General features: G+C 60.1%; 18 protein-coding genes. 10 read left to right on the forward strand and 8 right to left on the reverse strand.

Features of this window, described 5'->3' with window-relative positions; all coding sequences use genetic code 11:
- Nucleotides 1–11: 11 nt before the first annotated feature.
- Complete coding sequence (locus Q2T52_RS19385) at nucleotides 12–218, reverse strand: hypothetical protein (RefSeq protein ID WP_302078479.1); 207 nt, start codon at nucleotides 216–218, stop codon at nucleotides 12–14.
- Between the two features lie 14 nt (nucleotides 219–232).
- Entirely contained in the window at nucleotides 233–487 is a 255-nt protein-coding gene (locus Q2T52_RS19390) for a hypothetical protein (RefSeq protein ID WP_302078480.1), read from the reverse strand.
- Between the two features lie 111 nt (nucleotides 488–598).
- Between Q2T52_RS19390 and Q2T52_RS19395 the strand changes: the two genes are divergently transcribed.
- Nucleotides 599–868 (forward strand): hypothetical protein, encoded by a 270-nt coding sequence (locus tag Q2T52_RS19395; RefSeq protein WP_302078481.1) that lies wholly within the window; start codon nucleotides 599–601, stop codon nucleotides 866–868.
- A gap of 6 nt (nucleotides 869–874) precedes the next feature.
- On the opposite strand, the gene ligD is transcribed toward Q2T52_RS19395, so the two are convergent.
- Nucleotides 875–3,400: a DNA ligase D gene (gene ligD / locus Q2T52_RS19400; RefSeq protein ID WP_302078482.1), complete on the reverse strand. Its 2,526-nt coding sequence runs from the start codon at nucleotides 3,398–3,400 to the stop codon at nucleotides 875–877.
- Between the two features lie 3 nt (nucleotides 3,401–3,403).
- Entirely contained in the window at nucleotides 3,404–4,297 is an 894-nt protein-coding gene (gene ku / locus Q2T52_RS19405) for a non-homologous end joining protein Ku (protein ID WP_302078575.1), read from the reverse strand.
- A gap of 183 nt (nucleotides 4,298–4,480) precedes the next feature.
- On the opposite strand from ku, the gene Q2T52_RS19410 reads away from it, so the two are divergent.
- Together Q2T52_RS19410 and Q2T52_RS19415 are read left to right on the forward strand one after the other, a co-directional pair.
- The gene (locus Q2T52_RS19410) at nucleotides 4,481–4,984 is read left to right on the forward strand and encodes a sigma-70 family RNA polymerase sigma factor (protein ID WP_302078483.1); all 504 of its coding nucleotides are present in this window, start codon (nucleotides 4,481–4,483) and stop codon (nucleotides 4,982–4,984) included.
- A gap of 152 nt (nucleotides 4,985–5,136) precedes the next feature.
- A complete protein-coding gene (locus Q2T52_RS19415) occupies nucleotides 5,137–7,494 on the forward strand; it encodes a glucose/quinate/shikimate family membrane-bound PQQ-dependent dehydrogenase (protein WP_302078484.1) in 2,358 nt (785 codons plus the stop codon).
- Between the two features lie 72 nt (nucleotides 7,495–7,566).
- Here the strand turns inward: Q2T52_RS19415 and Q2T52_RS19420 are convergent, their stop codons facing one another.
- Nucleotides 7,567–7,842 carry a BON domain-containing protein gene (locus Q2T52_RS19420; protein WP_302078485.1) on the reverse strand — a complete coding sequence of 92 codons (276 nt, stop codon included), beginning with the start codon at nucleotides 7,840–7,842 and terminating at the stop codon, nucleotides 7,567–7,569.
- 64 nt (nucleotides 7,843–7,906) lie between these two features.
- Nucleotides 7,907–9,469, reverse strand: coding sequence for a PAS domain-containing hybrid sensor histidine kinase/response regulator family protein (locus Q2T52_RS19425; protein WP_302078486.1), 1,563 nt, complete (start codon nucleotides 9,467–9,469; stop codon nucleotides 7,907–7,909).
- Between the two features lie 330 nt (nucleotides 9,470–9,799).
- Between Q2T52_RS19425 and cysP the strand changes: the two genes are divergently transcribed.
- The 4 genes from cysP to Q2T52_RS19445 all read left to right on the forward strand — a co-directional run bounded on the left by cysP (nucleotide 9,800) and on the right by Q2T52_RS19445 (nucleotide 13,586).
- On the forward strand, nucleotides 9,800–10,786 hold the full coding sequence (gene cysP, locus Q2T52_RS19430) for a thiosulfate ABC transporter substrate-binding protein CysP (RefSeq protein ID WP_302078487.1): 987 nt from the start codon (nucleotides 9,800–9,802) through the stop codon (nucleotides 10,784–10,786).
- Nucleotides 10,787–10,858: 72 nt separating this feature from the next.
- Nucleotides 10,859–11,680 carry a sulfate ABC transporter permease subunit CysT gene (cysT, locus tag Q2T52_RS19435; protein WP_302078488.1) on the forward strand — a complete coding sequence of 274 codons (822 nt, stop codon included), beginning with the start codon at nucleotides 10,859–10,861 and terminating at the stop codon, nucleotides 11,678–11,680.
- Between the two features lie 2 nt (nucleotides 11,681–11,682).
- Nucleotides 11,683–12,561 carry a sulfate ABC transporter permease subunit CysW gene (gene cysW, locus Q2T52_RS19440; RefSeq protein WP_302078489.1) on the forward strand — a complete coding sequence of 293 codons (879 nt, stop codon included), beginning with the start codon at nucleotides 11,683–11,685 and terminating at the stop codon, nucleotides 12,559–12,561.
- A 5-nt stretch (nucleotides 12,562–12,566) separates the two neighbouring features.
- Nucleotides 12,567–13,586: a sulfate/molybdate ABC transporter ATP-binding protein gene (locus Q2T52_RS19445; protein ID WP_302078490.1), complete on the forward strand. Its 1,020-nt coding sequence runs from the start codon at nucleotides 12,567–12,569 to the stop codon at nucleotides 13,584–13,586.
- Between the two features lie 275 nt (nucleotides 13,587–13,861).
- On the opposite strand, the gene Q2T52_RS19450 is transcribed toward Q2T52_RS19445, so the two are convergent.
- Together Q2T52_RS19450 and Q2T52_RS19455 are read right to left on the reverse strand one after the other, a co-directional pair.
- Nucleotides 13,862–15,298, reverse strand: coding sequence for an NAD-dependent succinate-semialdehyde dehydrogenase (locus tag Q2T52_RS19450; protein WP_302078491.1), 1,437 nt, complete (start codon nucleotides 15,296–15,298; stop codon nucleotides 13,862–13,864).
- Nucleotides 15,299–15,495: 197 nt separating this feature from the next.
- Nucleotides 15,496–16,683 carry an acyl-CoA dehydrogenase gene (locus tag Q2T52_RS19455; RefSeq protein WP_302078492.1) on the reverse strand — a complete coding sequence of 396 codons (1,188 nt, stop codon included), beginning with the start codon at nucleotides 16,681–16,683 and terminating at the stop codon, nucleotides 15,496–15,498.
- A 98-nt stretch (nucleotides 16,684–16,781) separates the two neighbouring features.
- Here Q2T52_RS19455 and Q2T52_RS19460 point away from each other — a divergent pair, with 98 nt between their 5' ends.
- The 3 genes from Q2T52_RS19460 to Q2T52_RS19470 all read left to right on the forward strand — a co-directional run bounded on the left by Q2T52_RS19460 (nucleotide 16,782) and on the right by Q2T52_RS19470 (nucleotide 19,524).
- Nucleotides 16,782–17,699, forward strand: a complete 918-nt coding sequence (locus Q2T52_RS19460; RefSeq protein WP_302078493.1) for a LysR family transcriptional regulator — start codon at nucleotides 16,782–16,784, stop codon at nucleotides 17,697–17,699.
- Nucleotides 17,700–17,711: 12 nt separating this feature from the next.
- Nucleotides 17,712–18,389, forward strand: a complete 678-nt coding sequence (locus Q2T52_RS19465) for a phosphoribosyltransferase (protein WP_302078494.1) — start codon at nucleotides 17,712–17,714, stop codon at nucleotides 18,387–18,389.
- Nucleotides 18,390–18,477: 88 nt separating this feature from the next.
- A complete protein-coding gene (locus Q2T52_RS19470) occupies nucleotides 18,478–19,524 on the forward strand; it encodes a dipeptidase (RefSeq protein WP_302078495.1) in 1,047 nt (348 codons plus the stop codon).
- Nucleotides 19,525–19,542 lie beyond the last annotated feature (18 nt).

A 19,542-nucleotide genomic window follows, 5' to 3' on the forward strand; every position in this document is an offset into this window, starting at 1 on the left:
AAAAGCTTCTGCTATCGATTGATATTGCCCGGCGGCTTTACCGGATTGTCACTGCCCGTGCCCGATTCCGGCGAGGGCTTGCTTTCGGTCGGTGCCGTTGCCTTGCCCTGAACGGCCTGCGGTGGCCCTTCCTGAATGGGGTCTTTTTGGTTGTTATTGTTCTGGTCGCTGCAGGCCGCAAGCAACAGCACCGGGATAACGACGAGAAGGCGTTTCATGGCTTTGCCTCCCATCAGCTGTTTCGGCGGCGGGCATCCAACGCCACGACCTTTTCGATGGCCGCAATGTCCTCTGCCGATGCGGTCGGGATGGGATCGCTCGCGATCGCTTCAAGCACTTCCGGCGACAGCGCGCCGTTGCGGATGACATATTCCAGGGCTTCGCGTGTGTCGCGTTCTGCTTTGAGCTGAGCATAAAGTGCAAGGATCAAGCGATCCCGTACATCGCGGCCCGGCAGTGCCGGACCCGTATTGGCAAATCCAGCCATGGGTTCCTCCGGTTGTTATCTTTGCTTTGACGTAACTTCACCCGCAGCGGGATGGTTCCCATTTTGCCCCCCGCGCCTATGTCATTGTCATTGTTGGTAAGGGTGAAGATGATGATCGAATTGAGTAATCAGGAACTGGAAGGGCGGCTGAACGCACATCGCGAGCTGATGATCGATCTGCTTGCCGCCTTCATGGGCGGCCAAAACCGGATGGACGAGTTTCTTCGGCGCCTGAGTGAAGACGCGAGCTTCAAGGATCACGAAGAAGATCCCGGCATCGTCCCCTCCGAAGGGATCGCCATCCAGAACGCGGCGGCATCCGAAATCCGATCCATTCTGGAGGCGGCAAGGGCCCGCTGTCGGGCGGTTGATCACACCTGATAGGCTCTAGCGGCGGCGTTTGGGCTTGGCTGTCTCGATCGGCGCTTCGGCCTTGCGGAAATCTGCCCAAGGGTCGGACGTGATCTGGGCAAGCCGCGCCGCGGCGTTGTTGACGTTGAAGTGGGCGGGACCAATTCCTGGTCCCAGTTCCTCCCAGGAGAGTGGCATGGAAACAGGAGCGCCGGGACGCGCTCGGGTGGAATAGGGCGCAACGGCGGTAGCACCGCGTCCATTGCGCAGGTAGTCGATGAGGATCTTGCCGCGCCGCTTGGATTTGGTGACTGTAGAGACATAACGGTCCGGGCTATCCACCGCCATGGCGTCGGCAAGTGCCTTCATGGCTGCTTTCACCTCCGGCCATTCGGCCTTCGGCTTGACCGGTGCCACAACATGCAGGCCCTTGCCGCCTGACGTTTTGACGAAGCCGGTGAGACCCATCGCCTGGAAACGTTCGCGGACTTCGCGTGCCGCGTCGATCACGGCTTCCCAGCCTGTGCCTTCGCCGGGGTCGAGGTCCATGATGACCATGTCGGGCTTCTCCCAGTCGTTGAGCGTGGAGCCCCAGGGATGGATTTCCAGCGTCGCGCCTTGGACTAGGCCAAGAAGTCCGTCGAAGTCCTCGATTGCAATACTGAGATCCTGATCCTTTTCCTGCGGGTCCTTCACCAGCCGTGCATTCTTCGTCATGCCGCGCCAGGCGTGCTTCTGGAAGAAGAGAGGCTTGGTAATACCGTCCGGTCCGCGCAGGAGCGAGAGTGGACGGTGAACAACGAAAGGCGCCATCAGCCGCCAGACCTGAGAATAATAGTCCGCCAGGCCTTCCTTCGTCACGCCGGCATCCGGCCAGTAGACCCGGTCTGGATGGGTGAGCTTGACGTTGCGCACCGAGGGTTCCGCCTTCGGTTCCGCGGATGCGCTGGTCTGGCCTTCGCGCACGATTTCCTCCGCCGGTTTGTCTTCCCTGAGGCCTCTGAATGCAGCATGCCGTAGATGCGCGTCGGCCGTCCAGCCGCGAAACTCCACCTCGGCCACCAGTTCCGGTTTGACGAAGACAACATCCCGGCGCTCCTCACTCGTCAGCTTGTGCGGGAAAGGGCTTTTGTCGATGCGCATTGCGTGCAGTATTCGGAACAAAGCGATGGCCGTTGCGGCGCTGTAACCCGTTCCGACCCTGCCGGCATGTTGAAGCTCGCCATCCTCGAAATAGGCCATCACCAGAGAGCCGATCGCCTTGTTGGAGACCGAGGAAGGGGCATAGCCCGCGATGATGAACTCCTGTCGAGCCGAGCATTTTGATTTGACCCAGTCGCGGCCTCGGCCGGGCACATAGGGTGCGGTCGCGACCTTGGAGACGATGCCTTCGAGGCTGAGGCGGCAGGCATGCTTCAGCACCAGCCCGCCTTCATCGGTAAAATGCTCGCTGTAGTGAAGTGCTTTGCCTGCATCCGCAAGCAGGTTCGACAAGGCTTCCTTACGCGAGAGAAGAGGTGAGCGGGTGAGATCCTGCCCATCGAGATAGAGGAGGTCGAAGGCGTAGAAAGTAAAGCGGTCGTCCCGGTCCTCGCTGAGGTCCTGCTGCAGCAGCGAAAAATCGGTCGCGCCCGAGCCGCCTTCGACCGCCACCTCGCCATCCAGAATGGCAGCTTCGACGGGAAGCGCCTTCAGCGCCGCAACGATGTCGGCGCCGAAGCGGTCGGTCCAGTCCAGGCCGGTGCGGGTCAAAAGCCGAACCTTTCCCTTGTCGATGCGGGCTTGCAGCCTGTAGCCGTCCAGCTTGATCTCGTGCAGCCAGCGTTTGCCGGTGGGCGCTGTCTTTACCAGGGTTGCCAGTTGCGGCTCGATGAAGTCGGGCATGGGCGCGGGCTTCGCACCCTTCACATTCGTCTCGGTCTTTGCCTTCGCGACAGGCTTTGGGGATTTTGCGGTGCGCTTGCTTGATGCGGTGGGTCTGGATTGCCATTCCGGCTCATCGCTATTCTTCAAGGCGCTGATGTCACGGCCCGTCTTGGCGGAAAGCGGCATCTCCTCCAGAATGTCGGGATCATCCTCGCTGCGGGCAAACTCGTCCTCGCCCTTGATCAACAGCCAGTTTTCGCGTTTCTCGCCATGATCGGCCATCCGCACCAGATGCCAGCGGCCACCAAGCTTTTCACCCTCGAGCGTAAATTCCATGTGGCCCTTCTTGTAGGCCTTGTGCATGTCGCCGATCGGCTGCCACGTGCCGCGATCCCAGACGATCACGTTGCCGGCGCCATAATTCCCCTCGGGGATGTTGCCTTCGAAATCGCCGTAGTCGAGCGGATGATCCTCCACATGCACGGCAAGCCGCTTGTCGCCGGGCACAAGGCTTGGCCCTTTGGCAACGGCCCAGCTTTTCAGAACGCCATCCATCTCCAGTCGGAAATCATAGTGAAGACGGCGGGCCGCATGCTTCTGGATCACGAAGCTGTTGCCACCCTTCTTGCCGGCCCGCCCACGTGGCTCCGGGGATACGCCGAAATTGCGCTTTTGATGATAAGTCTCGAGCGCCATGGGTCAGCTCGCTTTCTTGGTGGCGGTGGTGGAACGGGTGGACTTGGCCGCAACCCGGGACTTGCTCTTGGATGCCGCAGATCGGGATTTGGTTTTCGGCGGTGCCTTGCCGCCATCGCCGCCGACGCCGGCGCTGAGACGAAGGGCATCCAGCAGGCTGGCAACCTTGGTCTCCTTCGGAGGCGGCGCCTTGCGGATCTTGCGGCCTTCGATCTTCGCCTTGATCAGTTCGGCCAGCGCTTCCTCGTAGCGGTCGTGGAACTCTTCCGGCTCGAAGCGTCCCTTCTTGGTGCCAATAATGTGCTTGGCGAGATCCAGCATTTCTCCCTGGATCTTGAATTCCGGGATGTCGGCAAACACCTCGTCGGATGAACGGACTTCGTAATCATAGTTCAGCGTGCTGGCGATCAGCCCCTCGTCATGCGGGCGGATGAGAAGCGTTCGTAGTCGACGAAACAGAACGGTACGGGCAATGGCGGCCGTGTTGCTGTCCTTCAAACCACGGCGGATGAGCTCAAAAACCTCTGCGGCATGCTTGTCCGTCGGAGCAAGATAATAAGGACGGTCGAGAAACAACGTGTCGACTTCGCCGCAGGGAATGAATGTTTCGAGATCGAGTGTCTTGTCCGCCTCGGGCACGGCGGCCTTCACCTCGTCCGGGTCCAGAACGACATATTCGCCGTTACCGATTTCATAGCCCTTGACGATGTCATCGTTTTCCACGGGGCGTCCGGTATCGCTGTCGACCATCTGGCGATGAACGCGATGCCCTGTGCGCCTGTTGATGATGTGAAAGCTGACGCGATCTGCCGTGGAGGCGGCCGTGTAAAGCGCTACCGCACAGCTGAGATCTCCGACCGTCAGATAGCCTTTCCAGTTTGCTCGTGGTGCCACAATCGCCTCCGCTTTATTCCGCGCGAGTCAACACCATGCCGCGTGCCTTTGTTCCCGCGTTGAATGCGGCGAAAAATTGCAGAGACAATCGCAAGTCGTCACATTTAAGCGGAACCAAATATATTCAGCCCGCGTTTCGGACCGACATTTTCACCATCGACATTGGAATTGAAGAGGTGTGCAACGGTGCCTGAATCGCAATTCAGTCGTGACCCTGCGCGTGCAGACATTGTCAGGCTCATCCCCGCTCTGCGCGCATTCGCCCGTACGTTTTGTCGCAATCCTTCCGATGCCGACGATCTGGTGCAGGAAACCTTGATGAAGGCGCTGGCTAATCTCGACAAGTTCGAGCCGGGAACGAAGCTCAAGTCATGGCTCTTCACCATCATGCGCAACACGTTTTACACTCGTGCCAAGGTTCTGGGGCGGGAGGCCCCGGGGCTGGAGGAGGCCGTGTCTGGCGATAGCCCGATGGAGGCGACGCAGGAGATGACGGCCCGGGTGAAGGAGGTGCAGCGAGCACTGGCAAAGCTTCCGCCCCATTATCGGGAGGTTCTGACACTGGTAGCGATCCTGGGCGAGAGCTATGAGGCGGCGGCGGAGATCTGTGATTGCGCTGTCGGTACCGTCAAAAGCCGTCTGAACCGTGCACGCCACCAGATCCTGCAGGAGCTCGGCGAAGAGGCTTAGATCACCTCCAATTTTCTTGTTCCAGACTCCATGGAACTTTTTCCGCCTCTCGAAGTTGACGCGCCGGGGGAGGGCCCCGACCTCGCCGGTCTCCACGTCTTGATATCCCTTCATTGATGCTTGGTGGCGGGCAAAATCATGGGATTTTCGATATGCCAGTGACTATTACAGCGATCCTGTTCGCTTTGATCGGGATCGCGCTTGCTATTGGCGGCGGCCAGCTTCTGATGCTGGGCGGCAGCCCCTATTACATTGTGACAGGCATTGCCTTTCTCGTTACGGCCGTGCTGCTGTTCTTGAGACGGGGCATTGCCGTTCACCTCTATGCCCTCATTGTTGTCTGCTCCCTTGTGTGGGCCCTTTGGGAAGTGGGCTTCGATTGGTGGCAGCTTGGGCCGCGCGGGGGCCTGATCATCGTTCTCGGTTTCTGGCTGCTGACGCCGTGGATCCGGCGCCCGCTCGGTTTTGCCAGCCCCACGACGGGATTTCGCTACAAGGCAAGCGCTGGCCCGCTCGCCGCAGCTGTCGGCGTTGCGGTTTTGATTGCAGTCATCTCTATGCTCATCGATAGCCATGATATGTCCGGCAAGCTGCCGGAAGATCAGGTGGCGGCAGCACCTGCCATGGGCGGCAATGTTCCGCCCGGTGAATGGCATCAATATGGGCGCACGCCCTTTGGCCAGCGCTATTCTCCGCTCGACCAGGTGAACGTGAAAAACGTCGCAAACCTGACCGAAGTCTGGCGCTATCAGACGGGCGATGTGAAGCAACCCGGTGACGTTGGCGAGACGACTTACCAGGTCACGCCTCTCAAGGTTGGCAATACGCTTTACCTCTGCACGCCCCATAACTGGGCCATCGCGCTTGATGCCACCACGGGGAAGCAGAAGTGGAAATATGATCCCAATGTCGGGCTGAACCCGGATCGCCAGCACCAGACATGCCGCGGCGTGTCCTACTACGCCGATCCGGCCGTGCAGGCCAATGCCCAAACCAATGCACAGTGCGCAACTCGCGTTTACCTGCCCACCTCCGATGCCCGGCTGATTGCACTCGACGCGCAGACGGGACAGGTCTGCACCACGTTTGCGGACAAAGGTGTGCTGCATCTCGAACAGGGCATGCCGTATAATCCCGCCGGCTATTACTACTCCACCTCTCCGCCTGTCATTGCCGCGGGCAAGATCATCATTGGTGGAGCGGTCAACGACAACTACTCCACCAAGGAACAGTCTGGCGTTATTCGCGCCTTCGACGTTAACACCGGTGCTCTCGTCTGGAACTGGGATTCCGGCAATCCTATGCGGACGCAGCCACTGCCGCCCGGCCAGACCTACACGGCCAATTCGCCGAACAGCTGGTCGGTGTTGAGTGCAGATGAGCAGCTCGGTCTGGTCTATGTGCCGCTTGGCAATCAGGTGCCCGATCAGCTCGGCATGAACCGTTCCCCGAGCGTCGAGAAATATTCGTCATCCATCGTGGCGCTGGATATCAACAGCGGTGCGGATCGCTGGGTGCAGCAGTTCGTGCATCACGATCTGTGGGACATGGACGTACCGGCTCAGCCTGTGCTTCTGGATATCAAGCGTCCGGATGGCAATGTCGTCCCGGCCCTGGTTGGTCCCACAAAGCAGGGAGACATCTACGTTCTGGATCGTCGCAATGGCCAGCCGATTATTCCCATCAAGGAAGAACCGGCACCGAGCGGTACGATCCCTGAGGATTTCTCCTCCCCCACACAGCCCACATCCGACCTCAGCTTCAAGCCGCAGCCGCTGCAGGAACGCAACATGTGGGGCATCACCATGTTCGACCAGATGGTATGCCGCATCAAGTTCCACAGCCTGCGCTATGAAGGCCGCTACACGCCGCCGTCCCTGCAGGGCTCTATCATCTATCCCGGCAATTTCGGCACCTTCAACTGGGGTAGCGTTGCGGTCGATCCGGAGCGTCAGGTGATGTTCGGCATGCCGACCTATCTGGCCTTTACCTCGCAGCTCGTGCCGCGTGCGGAGGTGCCGCCGAAGGGGCAGGATGAGAAGGGGTCGGAGCAGGGCCTGAACCGCAATGATGGGGCGCCGTATGCTGTCCGCATGGGACCCTTCCTTGGCCCGCTTCAAGTGCCGTGCCAGGCGCCGCCATGGGGCTATGTCACCGGCGTCGATCTGCGCACGGGCAAGACGGCCTACAAGCACAAAAACGGCACGGTCTATGACATGACGCCGCTGCCGCTGCCCTTCAAGATTGGCGTTCCCGGTATCGGAGGACCGATGATCACCAAGGGTGGTGTCGCATTCCTCGGCGCGGCAGTGGATAACTATCTGCGCGCCTACAATCTGACGACCGGGGAGCAGCTTTGGGAAGCGCGTCTGCCGGCCGGTGGTCAGGCAACGCCGATGACCTATGCGGTGGATGATGGACGCCAGTTCGTGGTGATGGTGGCGGGCGGCCACGGCTCCGTGGGCACCAAGCCCGGCGATTACGTGATCGCCTACGCTCTGCCTAAGTGAGGTTCATCACCTTGCAAAAGAATGGCCCGGTCGCTTTCCAAGGGACCGGGCCATTTTTGTAAGTCACGACTTTCAGAAATTTTGCTGGGCGCGGATGTGGTTATGCACCTGTTCAACCCCGTAGACGGATCGTGCCACCTCTTCGGCGCGGGTGACTTCGCCGGGGCGCAGAACAGTCCCTTGAAGCGTGACGGTGGCGCCGGCCACGGTGACGCTCACATCTGTCGCGTCGATGCCACCTGCAACACCCAAGGCTTCCGCCACCAGTGTTTCAAGAGCTGCCTGGGGTGGATTTTCCAGCTCCACCGTAGGTTCCTGTTCATGGAAAGTCTGCTGCTTGAAAACCATGTCTTCCTCCATCTCCTGAGCCGAAACGGCATCATGTGGAGAACGTAGAGGAGGGCGGTTTTGTTCAGATGCGGCGTATCGAGGTCGCGATCGCATCTTCCAGCTGTTGCTGGCTGAAGGGTTTCGGCAAGCGCGGAAGACGATTGTCGCCTCCGACCGGTAGTTCCGCATAGCCGGTAGCCAGCAGGACAGGAAGCCCTGGCCTTGCGGCGGCAATGCGCCCGGCCAGCTCCGATCCCGTCATCTTCGGCATGGAGTGATCGGTAATCACGAGATCGATGGCGCGGTTGCTGCGAATGACAGCCAATGCCTCGTCACCATTATAGGCTTCGATGACGGTGTGGCCGAGATCTTCCAGCATCAGCGAGGTGTTCATCAGCACCAGCGCATCGTCATCGACGGCGAGAATGGTCAGCGAGCGGCTGCTGCGTGCGGGTTGGCGTTCTGAAACGGCGGCACCCGCGATCGCTGCCTCCGGTGCCGCAGAAGGTTCGACGGCGGGCAGGCGAAGGGTCACGGTTGTGCCCTTGCCCGGTTCGCTCTGCAGGAATAGCTCTCCACCCGATTGCTCCGTTAGGCCTTGGACCATGGACAGCCCGAGCCCCGTGCCCTTGCCAATACCTTTCGTGGTGAAGAAGGGGGTTGTGGCGCGGACCATCGTAGCCTCGTCCATACCTTCACCGGTATCCTTGACGAAAATATCCACATAAGGCCCTGCGCGCAGGCGCCCCTGCGGTTCATTCAAGTGTTGCCGGCGGGCTCCGATGATGATCCGGCCTCCGTCAGGCATGGCGTCGCGGGCGTTAACGACAAGGTTCAGCAACGCTGTTTCCAGATGATTGGAATCGGTCATGGCCTGTGGCAAGTCGCTGTCCAATTGGGTCTCGATCGTCGTTTTGGCTGTCAGCGAACGCTGCACGAGGTCGAGCATGCCCTGAACGAGTTCCGTCAGATCGATCGGCTTGACATCCAGATCCTGTCGTCGGGAAAAGGCAAGCAGTCGCTGGGTGAGGGCCGCCCCTCGTTCAGCCCCGCGCAATGCGTTCGTGATCAGCGGTGTGATCTGTGGGTCCTGGGGCAGGCGCTTCTTGAGAATCTCCAGGCTTCCCATGATCGCCATCAGCAGATTGTTGAAATCATGGGCTATGCCGCCGGTGAGCTGGCCGATTGCTTCCATCTTCTGCGCTTGGAAAAGCTCCTCGCGCGCGCGTGCCAGTTCCAACTGCGTCTCCCGCTTTTCCGTGATGTCGCGCGTGACTTTTGCGAAGCCGATCAGTTCGCCGCTCTGGCCACGAATGGCATCAATGACCACATTGGCCCAGAAGCGTGTGCCATCCTTGCGGACGCGCCAGCCTTCCTTTTCGAAGCGCCCCTCGCGCTCTGCAATCCCCATGCCGCGCTCAGGATCACCCGCGGCTCGATCCTCTTCCGTGTAGAAGATGGAAAAGTGCTTGCCGAGAATTTCAGAGGTTTCGTAGCCCTTGAAACGGGCGGCCCCCGGGTTCCAGGTGGCCACGAAGCCGCGCGGATCAATCATGTAGATGGCATAATCGGTAATTGAGTCGATCAGTAGCTGGTGACGGGAAATCGCCTCCAGCTCGGCCCTTGGGCCATCCGTCATCTTCATTCCACCCTCGTCACAAACGGCACAGCTGTGCGAGGGATAAAACGATAACCGCAGGGAAAGGTTCCTGCGTTCACTAAAAAATTCCCAAAACCCACTACGAAGCCAGAGAGGATTGGATCATGTTGCGGGTGAAAAAATCATCCTCTCTTCAGAAGTGGCGCCCTGCCGTCCTGGAGGGAGGAAAGCCACCTTGGAATATGCTCCCGCAATGAGCCAATAACTGAGGCAGAATTTCTCTAAGATCAAGGAGATGCGGGCCTTTGATGCCTCGTTGATGCCAGTCGCGTTCTCTATTGTGCGGCACACTTTTGATTGCACCGGGGGATTTCCATGAAGCGCCTTCTCATTCTCGGCACGGCCCTGGCCGCGCTGGTTGCCGCGCCCGTTCTTGCCGACCAGCCAAACAAGCTGCTGAACGCTTCCTACGACGTGGCACGCGAACTGTTTGCGGCAGAGAACGAAGCCTTCATCAAGCTGCATCCGGGCGTCACCATCGACCAGTCGCATGCCGGTACATCCAAGCAGGCGCGCGCCATCGTGGAGGGTCTGGAAGCCGATGTGGTGACCTTCAACCAGGTGACGGATATCGACTTCCTGGTGAAGCAGAACTTCGTGTCGAAGGACTGGCAGAAGAATTTTCCGAACAGCGCTTCGCCCTTCTACTCCTTCCCGTCCTTCCTGGTCCGGGCCGGCAATCCGAAGAACATCAAGGACTGGAACGATCTCGTTCGTGACGATGTGAAGGTGGTCTTCCCCAATCCGAAGACGTCGGGCAATTCCCGCTACACCTATCTGGCCGCCACCGCTTACGCCCGCGAGGTGTTCAAGGGCGACGAGGAAAAGGTGCAGGCCTTCGTGAAGAAGATCTTCGATAACGTGCCGGTTTTCGATACGGGAGGCCGTGCTGCCACGACCACCTTCGTGGAGCGCGAGACCGGTGACGTGCTGATCACCTTCGAGGCGGAGACGCGAGGCATCGTCAAGCAATACGGTGCCGACAAGGTGCAGAGCGTCATTCCGTCCGTCTCGCTGCTTTCGGAATTCCCGGTGGCCGTGGTGGACAAGGTGACGAAGAAGCACGGCACCGAGCAGCTCGCGAAGTCCTATCTGGATTTTCTCTATAGCGAGGAAGGCCAGCGGATTGCGGCACAGTTCGGCCACCGCGTGAACAACGAGAAGATTGCAGCGGAGTTCAAGGGCGAGTTCCCCGCCATCCGTCTCGTCAAGGTAGACGATGTGTTTGGTGGTTGGGACAAGATCCAGAAGGAGCATTTCGCCTCCGGCGGCACGCTCGACAAGCTCTACGGCAACCGGTAATTCCGATCTGACGAGCTCTGAGACCCGGTGGTTTATGACCGCCGGGTTTATCCATGAAAACAGGAAGGCATTGTGAGACGCAATATCCTGCCCGGACTGCGCCTGTCGCTTGGAATTACCCTGTTCTATGTCGGCCTGATCGTGGTGTTGCCTCTGGCGGCGCTGGTGGTGAAGGCGGCAAGCCTGGGTCCAGCGGAGTATTGGCTGATCGTCTCGTCGTCGCGGGCGCTGGCGAGCTACCGGGTGACCGCGCTCTCGGCGCTTGTCGCAACCGTCTTCAACCTGTTCTTCGGCCTTGCACTGGCATGGGTGCTGACGCGCTATCGTTTCCCCGGCCGCCGGATCGTCGACGCCATGGTGGACCTGCCGTTCGCACTGCCGACGGCGGTGGCTGGCATTTCCCTCACCGCTCTGTTTTCCAGCAATGGCTGGTTCGGCTCTCTTCTGTCCGAGGCTGGCATCAAAGTGGCCTATACGCCCATCGGCATCATGATCGCCATGTGCTTCACCAGCCTTCCCTTCATCGTGCGCACCGTGCAACCCGTGCTGGAGGATCTCGATCCGGCGCTGGAAGAGGCGGCGCAATCGCTCGGTGGCTCCGACTGGACGATCTTTCGCAAGGTCATTCTGCCCTTGCTGACGCCGGCGCTGTTGGCGGGCCTGTCGCTGTCCTTTGCCCGGTCGCTCGGAGAATTCGGGGCGATCATCTTCATTGCCGGCAACCAGCCGATGTCGACCGAGATCACGGCGCTTTTGATCTTCATCCGGCTGGAGGAATATGATTATCAGGCTGCAGCCGCGATTGCCTCGGTGCTGCTGCTGACGGCGTTTGCGATGCTTGCCGTAACCAACTGGCTGCAGGCACGCGCACTGCGCTACACGCTGAAGGGTTGAGCATGGCACACACAGCCTCCCGCAAACCACCCCGCGTCGGCGATAGTCCGATCTTTCGTCGCAGCCTGATCGGCGTTGTGCTGATCCTCGGTGCCCTTCTCATTGTGGCGCCTTTGCTGGTCATCGGTCATGAGGCCTTCAAGCAGGGCTGGAAGGTCTATATCGATACGCTGAGCCATCCAGATACCCGCCACGCCATCATGCTGACTGTCATCACCGCGCTGATCGCCGTGCCGGTTAATACGGCCTTCGGCGTCGCTGCGGCCTGGGCCATCACCAAGTTCGATTTCCGGGGCAAGCGCCTGCTGCTTGTCGTGATCGAGATCCCGTTTTCCGTCTCGCCGATTGTTGCCGGTGTCGCCTATCTCTTCGTCTATGGCCTGCAGGGCCTGTTCGGCCCGTGGCTGGACGATCATGATATCAAGATCCTGTTTGCGCTGCCGGGCATCATCCTGGCCTCGATGTTCGTGACCGCTCCCTTCGTGGCGCGGGAACTGATCCCGTTGATGCAGGCGCAGGGGCGCGATCTGGAAGAGGCTGCGACGTCTCTCGGTGCTTCGGGCTGGCGCACCTTTTTCTCGGTCACCATTCCGAACGTGAAATGGGCGCTGCTCTATGGCGTGGTGCTCTGCAATGCGCGTGTGATGGGCGAGTTCGGCGCGGTGTCTGTTGTGTCCGGCAATATCCGCGGCCAGACCAATACGCTGCCGCTGCACATCGAACTGCTCTACCATGATTATCAGGCGGCGGGCGCCTTTGCCTCCGCCTCCATTCTGGCGCTGCTCGCCGTCTTCACCATCATTGCCAAGGTGGCGCTGGAGCGCCGCGGTGCCGGACGCCGCAAGACGCTCTCTGATGCTGCCGCCCCGACAGGACCGTGAACCCGATGAAAATCCGTCTCGACAACGTCATCAAGACCTTCGACACCTTCCGTGCTGTGCATGGGGTTTCGCTGGAGGTGGAAAGCGGCGAACTGATCGCACTGCTCGGGCCGTCCGGCTCAGGCAAGACAACCATCCTGCGCATGGTGGCGGGGCTGGAATATGCCGATGGCGGCCATATCTATTTCGGCGACCAGGATGCAACGGATATTCCGGTCCGCGATCGTGGCGTTGGCTTCGTGTTCCAGCACTACGCGCTGTTTCCGCATATGACGGTCGCTGAGAACATCGGCTTCGGCATGAGTGTTTCCAAGGTGAAGCGCGAGAAGGCGGCCATTGCCGAGCGCGTCAACCAGTTGCTGAAGCTGGTGAGGCTGGAAGGACTGGGCGATCGATTCCCGGCGCAGATTTCTGGCGGGCAGCGGCAGCGCGTGGCGCTCGCGCGTGCCCTTGCCGTCGATCCCAAGGTGCTTTTGCTGGATGAGCCTTTCGGGGCCCTGGATGCGAATGTGCGCCATGATCTGCGCCGCTGGCTCAGGGAGATCCATCAGGAACTCGGTATCACCACCATCTTCGTGACCCACGACCAGGAGGAGGCGCTGGACCTTGCGGATCGCGTCGTCATCCTGAAGGAGGGTCAAATCGTCCAGCAGGGCACACCTCAGGAGGTTTGTCGCGAACCGAAGGATGCTTTTGTGCTGAAATTCCTGGGCGATGCGAACCGGCTGGCCGGTGAAGTCAGCGGCGGCATTGCGCGTGCCGGTGGCGCTGAGATTGCCGCCGGTGGCGCGTCCGATGGACCGGCCGAGATCTATGCCCGCCCGCGTGATCTGGATTGGTCGGCCGAAGGGCCGGGCGTTTCCGCAACCGTTTCCCGCGTTCTGGACCGGCCCGGCGAGCGCCGGGTGATCGCGACGGCCGTGACCGGCGAGCCGCTGGAATTGGATGTCGATCCCGAACGGGAGATCGCAGCGGGCGACACGGGCTTCGTGACCTTTCGGCGCGCCAAGGTGTTTGCGCTATGATAGTGTGCGCTAAGTCCCCCTCTGGCTGCCGCCATCTCCCCCATAAGGGGGGAGACACTTTGCGGCAACCGCCCTGGCCTCGATCAGCCTCGGCGGGTCGGCTGGGTTAAAGCCCTCCCCCTTGTGGGGAGGGTTGGGAGGGGACTGCCTTTAAATGCAATACACTTGCCCTTGCCGGGTGAGATGGCGGCAGCCAGAGGGGTGTTAGATCTCCATCAAACCAAAAAAGGCGCCGGTTGCCCGACGCCTCTCACTATCAAATTTATGCGAAACGCTTAGCTCATCTGGCTGACGAAGCGGGTTTCCAGATAGGCTTCGACAGCTTCGGAGCCGCCTTCGGTGCCATAGCCGGAATCCTTGATGCCGCCGAATGGCACTTCCGGGATAGCAAAACCATTATGGTTGATGGTCAGCATGCCTGCTTCCAGCCGCTGGCCCAGTGCATGGGCGGTCTTGACCGATGAGGTGAAGGCATAGGACGCAAGGCCGAACGGCAGACGGTTCGATTCTTCCAGCGCCTCATCCAGAGTGGAGAACCGGTTGACGATGGCGATCGGGCCGAAGGGCTCCTCGTTCATCATCTTGGCTGAGGTGGGAACGTCGGTCAGCACCGTCGGCTCGAAGAAGTGACCCTTGTTGCCGATGCGCTTGCCGCCGGTTTTGAGAACGGCGCCCTTGGAGACGGCATCATTGATCATGTCTTCCATGGCCGGGATACGGCGCTCGTTGGCAAGCGGACCCATGGTGACATCGGCTTCAAGGCCGTTCCCGACCTTGATGCTTTCCGCGTATTTCACGATGCCGTCGATGAACTTGTCTGCGACGCCGTTCTGGATCAGGAAGCGGGTCGGTGCAACGCACACCTGGCCGGCATTGCGGAACTTGGCAGCTGCCGATACCTCGATGGCCTTTTCCAAGTCGGCGTCGTCGAACACCACGACCGGCGCGTGGCCGCCAAGTTCCATCGTGGCACGCTTCATGTGCTTGCCGGCGAGTGCTGCGAGATGCTTGCCGACCGGGGTCGAGCCGGTGAACGAGATCTTGCGGATGACAGGATGCGGGATGAGATATTCGGAAATTTCTGCCGGAACGCCATAAACCAGATTGACGACGCCTGCCGGGATGCCGGCATCGGCGAAGACGCGGATCAGTTCAGCCGGCGATGCTGGCGTTTCTTCCGGTGCCTTGATGATGATGGAGCAGCCGACCGAAACCGCGGCGGAAAGCTTGCGGACGATCTGGTTGATCGGGAAGTTCCACGGCGTGAAGGCGGCAACGGGGCCGACCGGCAGCTTGATTGCCATGTTCGAGACACCGCCGAAGCGAGCGGGAATGATTTGGCCATAGGTGCGGCGAGCTTCTTCAGCAAACCAGTCTATCGTGTCGGCCGCATTATTGATTTCGCCCTTCGACTGGGCGATCGGCTTGCCCTGCTCGCGAGTCATCAGCCAGGCGATGTAGTCGATACGCTCGCGCAGTAGGTCGGCGGCCTTGCGCATGATCTTCGAACGTTCGAAGGCAGAGGTATCGCTCCAGATCTTGAAGCCCTTGTCGGCAGCCTCCAGCGCCAGGTCCAGGTCAGCTTTTTCCGCATAGGCAATCTTGCCGATGATCTCCTGGGTAGCCGGATCTTCCACGGGAATGGTTTTTCCGCCGATGGCGTCGCGCCATTCGCCGGCGATGAACAGCTTTACGTCCGGATAGGTATGCATAGGGACCTCGTTTCAGTCAGGAAATCGCAAAGGGGCGGGCTTTTTCGGCCTGCGATGCGAGCAGGAATATAACGGCACTCACGTAGGATAATTGGGGCCGACAATCAACGTTCCGATCAATAAGTATGACTAAATAAAAATGACGGCAGGAGAGCCTACCGTCATAATTTCGTTTTATCGAGAGACCCTGCTTCTGTTCAGAAGAAGGCCTGAATGCCGGTCTGGGCACGCCCCAGGATCAGCGCATGGATGTCATGCGTGCCCTCGTAGGTGTTGACCGTCTCCAGGTTCTGCGCATGGCGCATGACGTGGTATTCGATCTGGATGCCATTGCCGCCATGCATGTCACGGGCCTGGCGTGCGATATCCAGCGCCTTGCCGCAATTGTTGCGCTTGACGATGGAGATCATTTCCGGTGCCATCCGGTGCTCGTCCATCAGCCGGCCAACGCGAAGCGAGCCCTGCAGGCCGAGCGCGATTTCCGTCTGCATGTCCGCCAGCTTCTTCTGGAAAAGCTGGGTGCCGGCCAGCGGCTTGCCGAACTGCTTGCGATCAAGGCCGTACTGGCGCGCACGGAACCAGCAGTCTTCCGCAGCACCCAGCACACCCCAGGAAATGCCGTAGCGGGCGCGGTTGAGGCAGCCGAAAGGACCCTTGAGGCCGGACACGTTGGGCAGAATTGCATCCTCGGAGACTTCGACGCCATCCATGACGATTTCGCCGGTGATGGAAGCCCGCAGTGAAAGCTTGCCGCCGATCTTCGGGGTGGAAAGCCCCTTCATGCCCTTTTCCAGCACGAAGCCACGGATCTCGTTGTTGTGCGCTTCGGACTTCGCCCAGACCACGAAAACATCGGCGATTGGCGCGTTGGAGATCCACATCTTGGAGCCGCGCAGACGATAGCCGCCTTCAATCTTCTCGGCACGCGTCTTCATGCCGCCCGGATCGGAACCGGCATCCGGCTCGGTCAGGCCGAAGCAGCCGATCAGTTCGCCCGAGACAAGACCCGGCAGATACTTCTTCTTCTGCTCATCCGAGCCGTAGGCGAAGATGGGGTAGATCACCAGCGAGGACTGCACGCTCATCATCGAGCGATACCCTGAGTCGATGCGCTCCACTTCGCGGGCGACAAGGCCATAAGCCACGTAAGAGGCATTGGCCGCGCCATACTCTTCCGGCAGTGTCACGCCGAGCAGGCCGGTCTGGCCCATCAGGCGGAAGAGTTCAGGCTCGGAACTCTCGTTGAGATAAGCCTCCTGAACGCGGGGAAGCAGTTCGTCCTTGGCAAACGCTGCCGCCGTTTCGCGGATCATACGTTCGTCTTCAGTCAACTGGTCGTCCAGCAGAAAGGGATCTTCCCATGCGAATACGGTCTTGGCGCTCACCTGACACCTCCATTTGAAGCTTGAAGCAGCTATCGAACATTGTGGGTTGCTCGTCCAGCGTCGTTTACTCACGCGGCTATGATCTATAGGAATGGCGTATGCACAATTTAAGCCGTCGCCTGCTTCCGTCCACCAGTGCGCTTGCCGCCTTCGAATCGGTTGCGCGGCTGGGTAGTTTCTCCGGGGCGGCAGACGAGCTTTCGCTGACGCAAGGGGCGATTAGCCGCCAGATTTCCGGGCTGGAAGAGCAATTGGGCATCCTTCTGTTTGAGCGCTCCAGCAAGGGTGTCAGCCTCACGGAACCGGGACGCGCCTATGCGAAAGCGATTGGTGCTGCACTTTCCCAGATCCGCGCCGCGTCCCTGCAGGTCATGACCAAACGGCATGGCGATACGCTGAACCTTGCCATGTTGCCGACCTTCGGAACACGCTGGCTCTTGCCGCGCATTCCGCGCTTCGTGGCCAAGCACCCGGAGATTACGCTCAATTTTGCCACGCGCATCGGCATCTTCGACTTCGAGCGCGACGGGATCGATTTCGCCATTCATATCGGCCAGCCTGATTGGCCGGGGGCCGAATGCACCTTCCTGATGGACGAAATGGTTGCTCCCGTTGCCTGTCCATCTTTTCTGGCCGCCAATCCTATATCCGCACCTGCCGATCTCCTGGCTCTGCCCTTGCTGCATATGGCCTCGCGCCCGGGCGCCTGGGCGCAGTTCTTCGAAAGTCAGGGCGTGACAGGGGCGCCGGGTGAGGGCATGCGGTTCGAGCAGTTCGCCAACGTGGCGCAGGCCTGCGGTGCGGGCTTGGGCGTTGCCTTGATGCCTCTCTTCCTGATCGAGGCAGAGCTGCGGTCTGGCGAACTTGTGCAGGCGCTGTCGCTGCAGGTGCGCAGCCCCAGTTCCTATTACGCCGTGGCGCCCATCACCAAGATGGAATTCCGCCCCGTGGCGTTGTTCCGCGCCTGGCTTCTGGAAGAGGTCGGGCGCTGGCGCGACGAACCCTATTACGCATAGCAGGAGACGAGTATGCTGCCGCACGAATTCTGGCAGGAGCTGCATGCTCCGGGTAGTTTTGATCGGAGCGGTCCGTTCTCCGGTTTTTATCCGGCGGAGCTGGATGACCGGCGACAGTTGCGGCTCCCGATCCGCCCCCTCTCCGACGGGCAGCACGCGCTCGCCTCGCTGATCATCAATCAGGCGAGCTTCGCGGTATTGGACGCGTTAGCCGAAAGGCTCGCGGCCAAGCTCGAGCGTCTGGGTGCGGATGTTATCGTGGGCCTGCCGACGCTGGGGCTCACTTTGGCAGCGGCGGTGGCGCAGAAGCTTGGGCATGCGCGCTATGTGCCGCTCGGGACATCGCGCAAGTTCTGGTACGAGGATGCGCTATCCGTGCCGCTCTCCTCCATCACCACACCGGAGCAAGCCAAGCGCCTCTACATCGATCCGCGCATGTTGCCGCTCATTCAAGGCAAGCGCGTCCTGCTCATCGATGACGTCATCTCCAGCGGCACGTCCATTCTTTCCGGCCTTGCGCTTTTGAAGGCGGTCGATGTCCAGCCGGTCGGAATCGGCGCGGCCATGTTGCAGTCAAACCGCTGGCAGGCGGGGTTTGAGGCGGCTGGTATCGATTGGCAGACCCTCGTCCATGGGGTTTTCCACACGCCGATGCTTGAGAAATCGGGCGATGGGCAATGGCAGGCGTGACGCGTCATTTTCGCCCTTGCGGCCTGTTTGAAGATCGTCCTAGGATCGATGCTGATTTATTTTCAAATGCTAAATGCGGGTAATCGCAATGGAATTGGTGTTCGACGGTCACAATGACGTGCTTTTGCGCCTTTGGCGAAACAAGCGCGGCGGAGCCGATCCGGTGGCCGAATTCAAAAAGGGCATCAGCGATGGCCATATCGATGGGCCGCGTGCCAAGGCCGGCGGCTTGGCTGGCGGGCTGTGCGCCATCTACATCCCCTCCGGCGACCTGATCCTGAAGGAGCCGGATGCCAATGGCCATTATGAGACGCCGCTGGCAGCTCCGCTGGAGCGCGCGCCGTCTCTCGACATCGCTTTGGAAAAGTTCGCGATCGCTCTCGAACTGGATCGGGCCGGCGCCTGGTGCATCTGCCGCACGGTGCCCGAAATTCGTGCTGCTATGGCGGATGGCATCTTTGCGGCAGTGATGCACCTCGAAGGCTGCGAGCCGATCGACCGGGATCTCTCGGCGCTTTACGTGTTCCATGCTGCGGGTCTTCGTTCGTTGGGTCCCGTCTGGAGCCGCCACAACATTTTCGGCCACGGCGTGCCCTTCGCTTATCCCATGTCGCCGGATACGGCGCCCGGCCTGACGGAAGCTGGCTTTGATCTGGTAAAGGCCTGTGATCAGCTCGGCATCGTGATCGATCTTGCGCATATTACGGAAAAAGGCTTCTGGGATGTTGCCAAGGCCTCGACCAAGCCGCTGGTCGCCAGCCACTCCAACGTTCACAATCTGACGCAGGTTGCCCGCAACCTGACTGACAAGCAGCTGGATGCGATTGCCGAGCGCAACGGCATTGTCGGCCTGAACTATGCGGTGACCATGCTGCGGCCGGATGCCCGCGATGATGCGGCAACCTCGCTCGACCTGATGGTGCGCCATATCGATTACCTCGTGGACCGTATGGGGATCGATTGCGTCGGTCTCGGTTCTGACTTCGATGGCGCCACCGTGCCCCAAGATATCAGGGATGCGGCAGGCAATCAGAAACTGGTTGCAGCCCTGAAACGAGCCGGATACGGTGATGAAGACCTAATTAAGATCTGCCGCAACAACTGGTTGAGGATATTCGACGCCACCTGGCCTTGAGATGTAGATGTTCGGCAA

The sequence above is a fragment of the Rhizobium oryzicola genome (assembly GCF_030504645.1).
GTDB lineage: Bacteria > Pseudomonadota > Alphaproteobacteria > Rhizobiales > Rhizobiaceae > Neorhizobium > Neorhizobium oryzicola.